5 protein-coding genes are annotated in these 13,607 nt (G+C 41.9%); 4 read left to right on the top strand and 1 reads right to left on the bottom strand.

Translation table 11 applies throughout. The features are described from left to right. The first annotated feature begins 17 nt into the window (after positions 1–17). The 4 genes from QVP90_RS17605 to QVP90_RS17590 all read left to right on the top strand — a co-directional run bounded on the left by QVP90_RS17605 (position 18) and on the right by QVP90_RS17590 (position 12,042). The gene (locus tag QVP90_RS17605; RefSeq protein WP_021937153.1) at positions 18–3,566 is read left to right on the top strand and encodes a SusC/RagA family TonB-linked outer membrane protein; all 3,549 of its coding nucleotides are present in this window, start codon (positions 18–20) and stop codon (positions 3,564–3,566) included. A 16-nt stretch (positions 3,567–3,582) separates the two neighbouring features. Next, positions 3,583–5,463, top strand: coding sequence for a SusD/RagB family nutrient-binding outer membrane lipoprotein (locus tag QVP90_RS17600; protein ID WP_021937152.1), 1,881 nt, complete (start codon positions 3,583–3,585; stop codon positions 5,461–5,463). Between the two features lie 29 nt (positions 5,464–5,492). Then, a complete protein-coding gene (locus tag QVP90_RS17595; RefSeq protein WP_021937151.1) occupies positions 5,493–9,824 on the top strand; it encodes an endo-beta-N-acetylglucosaminidase in 4,332 nt (1,443 codons plus the stop codon). A 199-nt stretch (positions 9,825–10,023) separates the two neighbouring features. Then, entirely contained in the window at positions 10,024–12,042 is a 2,019-nt protein-coding gene (locus QVP90_RS17590; protein WP_021937150.1) for a glycoside hydrolase family 97 protein, read from the top strand. A gap of 130 nt (positions 12,043–12,172) precedes the next feature. On the opposite strand, the gene QVP90_RS17585 is transcribed toward QVP90_RS17590, so the two are convergent. Continuing rightward, positions 12,173–13,591 (bottom strand): ATP-dependent DNA helicase, encoded by a 1,419-nt coding sequence (locus QVP90_RS17585; protein WP_021937149.1) that lies wholly within the window; start codon positions 13,589–13,591, stop codon positions 12,173–12,175. Positions 13,592–13,607: the final 16 nt, after the last annotated feature.

Below are 13,607 nucleotides of genomic sequence, written 5' to 3'. Positions count from 1 at the left end.
ACCACTAAATTTTGTTTATGGAAAGCAATCATTCTTTTCGAAGTACTAAACTACTTCGGGCTTTACTGATTCTTTTGCTTATGGCAATCCCAGTACAATGGGCATTCGCTCAATTGACGTTGAACACCTCTCGTACCACATTAGGAGCTATTATTAAGCAAATTCAGTCTCAATCCGAATATCAATTCTTTTATGACGATCAATTGTCTACGACTCCCGTTGAAGCCATAAAAGTAGAAAATGCATCAGTAGAAGATGTATTAAACCAAATCCTTAAAAATAAAAACATTTCATTTAAGGTAGAAGATAACATTATCTATCTGAAACCTCAAACACCTGTCCAAGATCAACAACCAAAGGTAGGACAACCACGTAAAATAAGCGGAACTATTGTCGATGAAAACGGTGAACCGTTGATTGGTGTAAATGTACTTGTAAAAGGAACGACCAATGGAGTAATCAGCGATTTCGACGGTAATTACACCTTAATGGTCGATGAAGAAAACCCTGTCCTCCAGTTTTCATACATAGGCTATACCCCGCAAGAAATAACCGTAAAAGAACAGGCTGTTATCAACCTGAAAATGACATCCGATACGCAAGTAATTGATGAAGTCGTAGTAACAGCATTGGGGATCAAACGTGAAAAAAAGATGCTCGGATATTCCGTTCAAGAAATAAAGAGCGACGCATTGAACACGACCGGAGATCCTTCCGTAACCAGTGCATTGCAAGGAAAAGTTGCCGGATTACAAATGAATACCTCCAGTACCGGTTTAGGTGGTTCTACTAAAATAACAATCCGTGGTAACTCTTCTTTAACAGACAACAACCAACCATTATGGATTGTAGACGGTGTACCTTTCACTGATAACCAGACGTCCGAAGCCTCCGCCTATGGAGGGTACGATCGTGGAGGTACGTCTTTCGACATCAACCCCGAAGACATTGAATCAATCTCCGTATTGAAAGGGCCGAATGCTGCCGCCCTATATGGATCACGTGCCGGTAATGGTGTAATTCTTGTTACAACCAAAAAAGGTAGTAAAAAAGACGGTTTCGGTGTAACCTACAATGGAAATTTCACTTGGAGCCAAATAACCGGAACATTGAAAATGCAGGATAGATACGGGCAAGGTAGTAGAGGTGAATTAGTATATAAGCCCCAAGAAGGAAGCCAAGCAGTGGCAAGACCTACTGTACCCAACGACAATGCACATAGAGATGAATGGGATGCATATAACGAATATATAGCCAATAGAACTTTAAGTGGCGAACTTGCTTACGGCCCCGAACTTGACGGTCGCATGGAGCGCACATGGAATGGTGAAGTAATACCTTATTCATATTATGGCAACAAATTGAAAGATTATTTCAATACAGGATTCTCACAATTTCATAGTGTAGCAGTGGGTAGTTCTACCGATAAATCACATTTCAGAGCATCTTTGGGGTTTAACGGCAATGATGGACTATTCAAAGATGAAACGCTTGACAAATTAACTGTTGACATTAATGCAGGAGCAACCTTAAATAAATATTTCTCTCTTGACGGAAAAATTTCACTGTCAAGAACAAAAGCAGAAAACCGGCCGCTCACCGGATTAAATGGTGAAGTAGCACAACTTCTACTTATACCGGGCAATATTCGCTTGGAAGATTTAGCCAATTACAGTACACCGGAACGTGCACACGTCAATTGGTTCGGTCCTAATCAGCAGTACTCCAATCCCTATTATGTACGCCATCGCTACCAAAACAGTGATGAACGCTGGCGCGCTTTCGGTTATTATGCCGCTCGTGTGAATTTTACCGATTGGTTGAAATTCTCCGCTAAGTACGCTTTTGACGGCTATCGTACTCGTATACAAACTTCCGATTTAAGTTTAGCCGATCAGGCAATAGCCGACAAAGGAGGTAGCTGGGAACAAAAAATAACAACTGACGAGATGAACCGTACAGAAGAATTTCATTTTGAACACAACATCGAATTTATGCTGATGGGAGATAATAGACTTAACGATGACTTTCGTTTTGTATATTCATTAGGCTCCAACATTATGTATCAGAATTATGAGTTACTATCAGTAAGTGTAAACAATTTGCTTGAGAAAAACAATTGGATATTAAATACGGGCGAACGTCTGAATAACGCTTCCAACGATGGCCATAAGCGCGCCATGTACTCCGCTTTCGGTTCTTTCCAGTTGGCGTTTCGTGAATACTTATCACTCGATTTGACAGCCCGTAATGACTGGTCATCAACATTGCCTTCACGAAATTGTTCTTTCTTTTATCCTTCAGCAAGTCTTAGTTTTGTAGTTACGGATTTTTTTAAATCTATCGAAAAGCCATTACCTCAATGGATGACTTTTGCTAAACTCCGCACATCTTTTGCACAAGTCGGTAAAGACCCTGATCCATATAACCTATATAATACTCGATTATACAATTATATTAATGGAATACGTGTACCGGTATCTAACACAATAAAGATGAATGATAATCTAAAACCGGAAACAAAAACTTCATACGAGGTAGGTTTAGATATGAAATTCTTGAATAATCGTCTGGGATTTGATTTCACTTACTATTATACAGGAACCAAGAACCAGTCTATGTTAGTCGCCGCCTCTTCACCTTGGAGTAAACAGTGGGTCAATGCCGGAAAAATTACCAACAAAGGTTTCGAATTGATGCTTTATGGAACACCGGTACAAACAAAAGACTTTACATTCGATCTGTCTCTCAATTTAGCCAAGAACATATCCCGCGTTGACGAATTAGCCGATGGCGTTAACTACATTTATTTTGATGGTGATAGCAATATGCCGGTTAAAGTAGGTGCAGTTGTAGGAGGCAGATTAGGCGACATATATGCTAATAATATAATGAAACGCGACTCCAAAGGGAATCTCGTAGTCGACAATTCAGGTTTACCAATGCCCGAAACAGGTAATGGTAATCTGGAACAGTACTTACTCGATCATCCTATCGGTAATATCGAACCAGACTTATTGATGTCGGTAACTCCTTCATTCACATATAAAGGATTTTCTTTAGCAGCCATGTTCGACATGAAATTCGGCGGTGATTTGGTAAGCGTATCCGAAGGAATGGCAACAGCCGTAGGAACTTCGGCACGTACAGAGTATCGCGGGGAATATACAGAAATAAATGGAGTTAAGGACTATTACATTGTAGTACCCGGGGTGAAGCAAGACGGAAGTGCCAACGACATTCCCGTTAGTGCGCAGACATATTACTCGACAATAGGTCTTTATAAATCACAAAAGGGTTATGCTGAAGAGTTCGTATATGACGCTTCCTATATCAAATTGAAAGAACTTTCTATCGGCTATTCTTTCCCAAAAAGAATGTTGAAACGTACTCCATTCTCTACGCTCAAACTGTCATTTGTGGGTCGCAATTTATGCTATCTTTTAAAGCATACTCCGGGAAACCCCGACGGCGGTTATGACACCTCGATGTTTTCACAAGCCCTTGACTTTGCAGCCGTACCATATACCCGTACCCTCGGATTTTCAATTAATATCGGATTCTAATAAACCATAAGACACAATGAAAATAATTATTAAATCTAAGAAATTAATAAGTGCGATACTGTTACCAGTATCGTTGCTGACTATACATTCGTGTTATGACTTTGATGCCTTACGCGAAGACCCTTATGCACTGATTGATCATTCAAATTCAACTGGTACCGATACTGAAACTGAAGATGATACAAAGTATGCAGATATTAATCTGTCTTTTAAAGTTTCAAAAGAAGATTCCGTAGCTTACCGTACCGATCTGGCCGGAGCAGCAAGCACATTCCGCAGTTTTCTTTACGATGGATACTATAATGATTATCAGATTACAACAAATTTGAGCCATGACATATATGCCGGATATGTTGCTAATAATCAACCCAAACATGCTAAAAAATCACCGGATTACGGATATGCCGATGGTTGGTCTGCAACCCGTTGGCGTCACTTTTATGATGACCGCAGTTCTGAATATCGTACATTGTTACGTGCATTTAAATTCAATAATAATCCGGACCAATATAGGAACTATTTCTATATTACACGTATATACTATACGTTTCTTGCGCTTGCCAATACCGACACTTACGGTGCAATGCCATTAAAAGAATATGTATCAGCACGTGTTCCTGAGACCAATAATGTTGCTTATGACACACAAGCAGATGTGTACGACATAATGTTCCGCATACTTGAGCAAGCCGTTGACAGTATTCGTCCGGAGGAAACCGAACAATGGTCACCTACCACCGATGACATATGTTATTTTGGCGATGTCAACAAATGGTTACGTTTTGCCAACACGTTACGTCTACGAATGGCATTACGCATTTCCAACATCGATCCTGAACGTGCAAAGCAGGAAGGTGAAGCTGCATTAAACAACCCATATGGATTAATGACAAGTAACGATGACAACATGCAGACGGTTCCGCGCTATGCACCTACGGCTATGGGGGGTATCGATGCCGGCGGTGATGAAAATGCACTTGCTATGTGTAGTGTGGCCTATGGTGGAGAGAGTGTGATGTCATGGGATTTGGAACAGTTTTATCGTAATCTTAGCTCATCAGGCATGGAATATCAAATAAAAACCGGACGTAATGGTTCTATTACAAAAATCATCGATCCACGTTGTCTCGTATGCTGGTATCGGGCCAATATGACAAGTTCTACAATAGCTGTCGGAGAAGAAAGTCTCCGTGAAGATTTTGTTGGTTGCAAACGCGGTGCACAAGAACCCGATATCTCTATGTCGGTACTTAATTACAGCATAACCCGTACACAGCCCAAAAGTATTGATGGTAAAGGGCTGAATCCGTTATTCTGGTTTAACTATGCCCGCCCTACGGTATGGCTCGGCTATTCAGAATCTCTGTTCCTAAAAGCCGAGGCTGCATTACGTGGTTGGAGAGGCGCTGATTTAACAATGAGTACAGAAGATTATTTTCTTGCCGGCATCCGTGCTTCTATGGACTATTATCAAATAGCCTCTTCTACTACTGAAAGTTACATCAATGGCTTGGCTATTTATGAAGAGGGTAATCCATTCTCAGGCAGTGATAAGGAAGCGGCGCTCGAAGCTATCATCACTCAGAAGTGGATGGCTGTCTTCCCAAATGGCAGCGAAGGATGGGCAGAGTTCCGTCGGACAGATTACCCTGCACTTGCCAATCAACTTGCCAATGAATCGGGAGGTGATGTCCCTGCAGGAAAGAATATCAAGCGTCTGCTTTACCCCAATAGTGAAAACAACAACCGGTATTTTGCCGAACACAGTGAACTGCAAAAAGCTAATACACAAGGAACTCGTCTTTGGTGGGATGTTGCAGACACAAACGATAATGAAGGCAAACGTTTGAAACCGAATAACTTCCGCAATAATACATTCAAGAGATCAATAAAATAATTATTTATTAACTTTAATACTAATCGATTATGAACATTAAAAAATTATTTAGTGTTATTACATTCTCTCTATGCTTAGGAGGAGTGATGCAAGCACAACAACCTTATACAGGTTGTTGGCATCCTGAAGACATCAAGAATTGGACTCCCGAGAGTGATCCGTCTGCAAAATTCAACCGCAGTCAAATCCCCTTAGCTAATCGCTTTACCGAACCCACACTGATGAAAGCCAATCAATATCAGTACTATGAAGGGGAAATATGCGATGCTACGATTCTTTTCAATATGTGTAGCCAAAGTCCTTCACAAGGTGCTAATAATTTTACAGGTTACTGCCCTTCATATTACCAATACAAAGACAAGGTAGTTTACTGGTCTGGAGCTGCTGATGAAGGAATCATCTGCCCTCCACCGGCATACTCAATCGATGCCTGTCACCTTAATGGAGTAAAAATTCTCGGTCAAATTTTTCTTCCACCTAAAGCATTCGGAGGTAAGGATATTTGGCCAAAACAATTACTTACACAAGAGAACGGTACTTACCCTTATGCCATAAAACTCTTTGAAATAGCCAAATACTTTGGATTCGACGGTTGGTTCATCAATAATGAAACCTATGGTGCCTCATCCGATCTTGATTGGTGCCATTTTATACGGGCATTCAATGAAGCAGCCGATGCCGAAGGGTATACCTGGTTTGAATGCCAATTTTACGATGCAGGGCTAAATGTAAACTCTACAGTTTTGGCATCACATAAAAACACATCACAATTTCTTGAATATCAAACCGTTACAGATAAAAGAGAAAAATACGCCGGCATGTTGGGATGTAGCATAGAGGAAACTTTTTCAAGAGTTTACGCAGGAGCTCAAATGGTAGGAGCCGGATTACAAGGTGCACAAGAATATTTAAATGGAGCATTCCCTACAACAGGACATGTTGGCTCTATCGCCTTGTTTTGTCCGGAAGAACGTATTTGGAAAGATAACGTGAGTAAACTTCTCGGCACATCTGATAATTGCGGAGAGAAAGCTTACGCAGCTCAGGAGCAGACATTCCGTAACGAAGAAATCATGTGGGTTAATAACATTGGTGATCCTTCTAACCTAACTAACTTCGATACATGGCGCGGATTTTCCGGTGCTATCCTCGAACGTTCCAATATCCAGTCAATGCCTTTCGAATCATCAATGAGTGTAGGTCTCGGCAAACACCGTTTCATCGAAGGAGAGAAGATAGCTACTCAAGACTGGAATAATACCGGTGTTCAATCCATTCTCCCCACATGGCGCTGGTGGATTGAAAATCGCGGCGACCTTGCCGTTAGTGTTAATTGGGATGATGCCTATATGTTAGGCTCAAGTTACAAGATTACAGGTACACTCTCGGCAGGCGACCACTTGATGCGTCTTTACAAGACTATGGTTCCCGTTACAAATGGAGGTACACTTCGCGTTGTATACAAAGCTAATGGCGGTTCAGTTGAACCGGTTGTCGCTACTCAAAGTTCAGTAACCGAAGGACAGGTGACACTCACCAATCCCACAACTACAACAAAAAATGGCTGGACTGTGGCTGATTACAATCTATCATCACTCAAAGGCAAAACAATTTACATGATTGCACTTAATCTCAAAGCAAGTGCTACCGTAAACGATTACAAAGCCTTACTTGGCCAAATCGCCCTTTATCCTACTTCCTATTCACCTGATGTTGTGACTATCAACAACCTGAAAGTCACCAATTCGCTTGGTATGACCAAGGGTAATATTCGTGTAACTTGGGACTATACTTATAATAATGACTTCGAACATTTTGACGTTTATATGACCAACTCCAAAGGTACAAAACTCGTAGGGCAAACACGTGGTGAAGGTTTTTATATTCCAGAAGTTCAAAAAAGCAACAACGAGACATCGGTAAAAGTCAAAGTTGTCCCTGTAATGAAAAGAAATATCCAAGGTAGCGGTGCAGAAGTAACGGCAGCATTTGCTGTCCCGACCAATGGTATTTTACTGAAATCTGATACCACGTATGTGAAAGTTGGTGACAACGTAACCATCACCGCAACAAGTATGGTCTCCAATCCTTCATGGAATTGGACACTTCCTTCGTCACTCGAACTTGTGTCAGGACAAGGTACAAATCAGATCGTAGTAAAAGGAAAATCAATAGGTCAGCAAACTGTCAACGTAACTGATGGTACCAACACAATATCAAATCACAATGTATTTGCCGTTCTTTCAGCTAATGATATTCAAGACATCTATAATGTAGCTCTTAATAAAACAATCCATAGTTATAGCCGCGCTTATGAAACCAATTTACCTTCCTATCTGATCGATGGCATTACAAATCCTTCCGGTTCAGGTGAATATTGGTTTACCCGTGGTACTGATTTCTGGACTGTGATCGATCTCGAAAACGTGTATGACATCTATGGCTTCCGTATCTACGATAGCAAGTCGAGAAAAGGTTTCGACGGTGATAATATTCTGAATTATCGAATTGATCTGTCAATGGATGGAACAACGTGGACGACTTATGTAGATGAACAAGATCGAAGCGAAGACATAAAGGCAGACTATATTTCACCGGCCCGTGCACGCTACGTACGTCTCAATCCCTATTCAGACGTAGCAACCAAACTAACACTTTGGGAATTTGAGGTATATGGTGCTCCGACTACAAAACTCAATGTTGAAGTTCCCGTGAACTTAACTATCGCTGCAGGAACCACCGAAACCATCGAAGTTACTTATGCTCTCAATGGAGAAAATCGTGATGAAAATTTTAACTGTATAGCTACTGCCGGCAATTCAGTAATTTCAATTGGTGAAATTACCGAAGATGCTACCAAGTGCGTGTTTAAAATTCCTGTTACAGCTATCGCATCAATAGGGACATCAACAATCACTGTCCGCGTCAATAATGGTGAAGACTATCGTCAAAAGACCATCAATGTAACTGTTGACAATGCTGAACAAGAGAGTGTACTTGCCGGAATGAGTGCGGAAATTCGTTACTACTCAACGGACTACTCTGAAAGTGCACAACATACCACCTATACTGTTAACACGCTAACCGACGGTGACACATCAAGCGATGTATTAACCGTACTTGGTGATAATGAATTTTCGACCCATACCGATGATGTTTGGGCAGTATTTGAAGCTCCTGAGACATGGGATCTTACCAAAGTAAAAATTTATCTTCCCAACAACAATCAAGGAGAAAATGCTAATGGCAAGCAAGGTGCCGTGAATAACGAAATTTCAATCCGTGTTAGTGATACAGGCACAAGTTGGACTACTATCAAGACTTTCAGTAATCTTACAGATGAATCGCAACTACAATACATCCTCCCAGAATCGATTACCACAAAATATTTGGCAGTTGTCTGCAATGTCAATGTCTATTTTTGGGCTTCGTTAGCCGAAGTTGAAGCTTTCATAGCTTCTTCATCACAACTCGAAGAGGTTTTCATGCCGCTCGAAATCTCCGAAGGCTTCAACGCTGATATAATTGCTGAACGTACCCCTGTTGAAGGCTGTCTCTACGCGAATCAAGCCGTTCACTCCAATTGCGTTTACTATACGAAGGACGTATCAGATGCAGGTTACATTTCTGATGACTCACGTATAGTCAATGTTTCTAATTATGAATATAAATTAGGTGCCTATGATGCAAACAATAGTATGTATGCATCCCAAAAAGACACCGAGTATACAATGACGTTTGCCGAGCAAGTTTCTACTTCTGAACTTCGTTTTCTTTATGCCAGCGCTGGAGCTAACGTAACAATGCGAATCAACTACACCGATGGTACCAGTGAAGAGACTACCGTAGAAAATGCAAAAACGACGACTCTTAGTAATAAGTATGAGTACGCTAAAATACTAAGTAGAATATTTATCAAAGCCAATGGAACTATTATTCCAATAGGACTGATTGTAGAAAACACCAGTGGTCTTGCAGAGATGAAGATCGCTTCCGACATTAATAAGAAAGTTGAATCAGTGACTGTTATTCCCGCAAGTAAAACCAACCACTTTTATTTGGCAGCTGTCTATAAAAGCTACAAAGCTACCGGCGTCGAAGATAATATAGCTGAGACTCCGGCCAATGACAATACTGCATTAATAGTTTATCCTAACCCTGTACGGCAAGGAGAAATGATCAAAGTCCTTACTACAGGGACTGCCGAAGTTTCTTTCGTATCACTCACAGGTAAAGTAATACAGCAAGTTTCAGCAGTTAATGAAGTAGCAGAAATTCCTGTTAATGTACCAGCAGGCGTTTATATTGTGGTTGTCAAAGACGAAAGCGGAGTAAAAACCGCCAAAGTTATAGTAAAATAATACAATCATAAGTACTAAATTTAGAATGGCTGGTTCATATTGAATCGGCCATTCTTTTATAGAATTCTGTAAAAAGAGAATAACAATATCACTCATATCCCCCAAGTAAAATAGTCAACCAATTAATATATTTATTCATAATCATCGATCGAAAAAGAATATTTCATTATTTTTGACCCATATAACCAATACAAGCGACATGAAAAAAGAAATACTCCTCTCCATCATACTAATTTTATTAGCAAATAGTTGTTGTACCCGTCCCCGGCCTACAGAAATCAACTCTCCCGATAATACGATCAAGCTTGCTTTCTGCCTGAATGACAGCAATCAAATGACTTACCATATCACTGTTAATGATACTCCATTTATTGCTCCCTCCATTCTCGGTTTCGAAGCCAGAGACGGAATCAACCTATCAGAAGATTTCCACATTACCGGAACGGATTTCGACTCCAAAGATGAAATATGGACACAACCGTGGGGAGAAAATAAATCAATACGCAATCATTATAATGAAATGGCTGTACACCTGACAGACACCAAAGAGACTCTGCTAACCCTTCGTTTCAGAGTATTCAATGATGGTATAGGATTTCGCTACGAATACCAGGTGCCCAATGCGGACAGCCTGTTTATCACGGATGAACTGACCTCCTTCAATATTGCACAAGACGGAACATCCTGGTCAATCCCGGCCAGCTTCGACACCTATGAACTACTATACCGCACACAGCCCATAAGCCAAATAGACAATGCCAACACGCCCATGACATTCAAAACAGGAAATATATATGCCAGTATACACGAAGCGGCACTGACCGACTTCCCCGAAATGACCTTGAAAAATACAGGCAACTGTCTGCTGAAATCAGAACTGGCTCCCTGGCCGGACGGTGTAAAAGCCCGAATCACAGGTGGAACTTTCCAAACTCCCTGGCGGACCATACAAATTGCCCCGAAAGCCGTCGGGCTGATTAATTCGGGATTAATCCTAAACTTGAATGAACCGTGCGTATTGGAGACAACCGACTGGATACGTCCGATGAAATACGTAGGTATCTGGTGGGGCATGCATTTGGGAGTGGAAAGCTGGGTAATCAATGACCGCCACGGCGCAACAACAGAAAATGCCAAAAGATACATCGACTTTGCCGCCGCCAACCACATTGAAGCGGTGATGTTTGAAGGCTGGAATGAAGGATGGGAAAATTGGGGAGGCACACAAAACTTCGATTACACCCGGCCATATGCCGATTTCGACCTGCAAGAAATAGCCCGTTATGCCCGGGAAAAGGGAATAGAGATAATCGGTCATCACGAAACAGGCGGTAATATTCCGAATTACGAGAATCAATTGGACAAAGCCTACCAATGGTATGCAGATTTAGGCATACATTCGGTAAAAACCGGCTATGCCGGAGGACTCCCTGCCGGGCACAATCATCATGGGCAATATAACGTGCGCCACTATCGGAACGTAGTGAAAACAGCTGCCAAATATCACACTACCCTCGATGTGCATGAACCGATCAAGGATACCGGTATCCGCCGTACCTATCCGAATATGATGACGCGTGAAGGTGCACGGGGAATGGAGTGGAACGCCTGGAGTACGGGAAATCCGCCCTCCCATCACGAACTGCTGCCATTCACCAGATTACTGAGCGGTCCGATGGATTATACACCGGGAATCTTCGACATCCTGTATGAACGGGCCAAGCACTCACCTTTCCGGAAAAAGTGGAATAGCATGGATAGCAAGGACTGCCGCGTCAATACAACATTAGCCAAGCAGATTGCCAATTGGGTAGTAATCTACTCCCCACTCCAAATGGCTGCGGACATGATAGAAAATTATGAAGGACATCCTGCTTTTCAATTCTTCCGTGATTTCGACGCCGACTGTGACTGGTCGGAAGCTTTGGCTGGAGAACCCGGTGAGTTTGTAGTAATCGTCCGTAAAGCAAAGGACAAATATTTCTTGGGAGCCACAACTAACGAAGAAGCACGTACAACAGATATCAAACTGGATTTTCTTGAAAAAGGAAAGACGTATAAAGCAACAGTCTATGCCGACGGAGCGAATGCCGATTGGGAAACCAATCCTACTTCATACGAAATCTTAGAGAAAACGGTGACAACCGATGATACTCTTTCTATCCGCATGGCAAAAGGCGGAGGACAAGCCATTACTTTCATACCGCTTGAAAAATAGTTAAGGAAAAGGGAGATACTGCACACTCGTAAAAGTATCTCCCTTTTCTGTACTTACCATCGCATTCTATATTTGCCACCACCAATCAACAGCACCGCTTCTATCGACAACAGACCACATAAAATCACCACTATATCCACTGCTCCTTCGGATAATTGACCAAATACAACGTTCGAGTAGCACGGGTGAAAGCCGTATATAGCCAACGAAAATAATCGGGTGTCAGATACTCATCCGTCATATATCCCTGATCAAGAAAAACATTTTGCCACTGCCCGCCCTGAGCTTTATGACAGGTGACAGCATACGCATATTTCACCTGTAAAGCATTGTAATGCGGGTCAGCTTTCATCTTTTTCATACGATCCCTCTTAACAGGAATATCCGCATAATCCTCTAACACGCTATAAAACAAACGGTCGTTTTCCGTTTTCGGCAAAGCCGGAGCATCCGAATGAAGTGTATCCAGCAATAAATTGGCCTCCAACTCAAAATCTTCATGGTCGGGAAATGTCAATACGACCTCTGCAAAGCGAAACTCATACAGCTCGCGCGTACGACGAACCCGACGCACCACAGCAATCTCTCCATTTGCAATAAAATCCATTTCCTTGCTTTTTTCCGTCCAATAATAATTATTCTTTGCCACCATCAACATATCACCGATATTCAGTTCGTCTTCCCGATAGAGAATTTGCGCCCTTATACCTTTATTATATATATTGGCCCGTTTATTGGAACGGCAAACCACAATTGTCTCATCCATGCCGTCCCGCTCATAACAGGCAGTAAGTGTATCGATCAGTTCCTCCCCCGGTACTACCTTTATATCGGCAAATCCGGAAATCCGAATCTTGGGAAGAGAATAACATTCATCTTCCGCAATCAATTCACGAAGACGGGTCGCATTCCATAAAATACCGGAATCCTGTACCTGTCGCACTACCTGTGTCAGATCGACCTCCCGCACTTCCAAACCGTATCCTTTCAAAGCGTCCGTAAAAAGCGCCGGACTCAACTCCTCACCCACCGGCGGAAGCTGAGCCGTATCGCCCATCAATAATAAACGGCATCCCGTACCGGAATAGACAAACTGTATCAAATCATCCAACAACCGTCCTGTACCGAACATTGCCCCGGACAACCCTTCATTGGAAATCATGGAAGCCTCATCTACTATAAATAAAGTATGTGTAGCAAGATTGTCATTTATAGAAAAATTACCGGTCTCATTCGAAAAAGACTGTTGCCGGTATATCTTTTTATGGATAGTAAATGCCGGATGTCCTGCGTAAGCCGAAAACACCTTCGCCGCCCGCCCCGTAGGAGCCAGTAGAACAGACCTTTGCTGCAATTTGTCCATTGTCTTAACCAATGCACCCACCAATGACGTTTTACCGGTTCCGGCATACCCACGCAGCACAAACACTGCGTCATTGCTTTGCGAAAGCAAGAACTCCGAAAGAGATTTTACAGCTATTTCTTGCTCAAAAGTTGGTTGATAAGGAAAATTTTCCTTAATTTGCCTTTCTAAATAGTTATTTATCATTTTTGTACGAGAAAAA

The organism is Bacteroides sp. CAG:189, from assembly GCF_000432295.1.
GTDB lineage: Bacteria > Bacteroidota > Bacteroidia > Bacteroidales > Bacteroidaceae > Bacteroides > Bacteroides salyersiae.
This window is presented reverse-complemented; position numbering and strand designations above follow the sequence as displayed.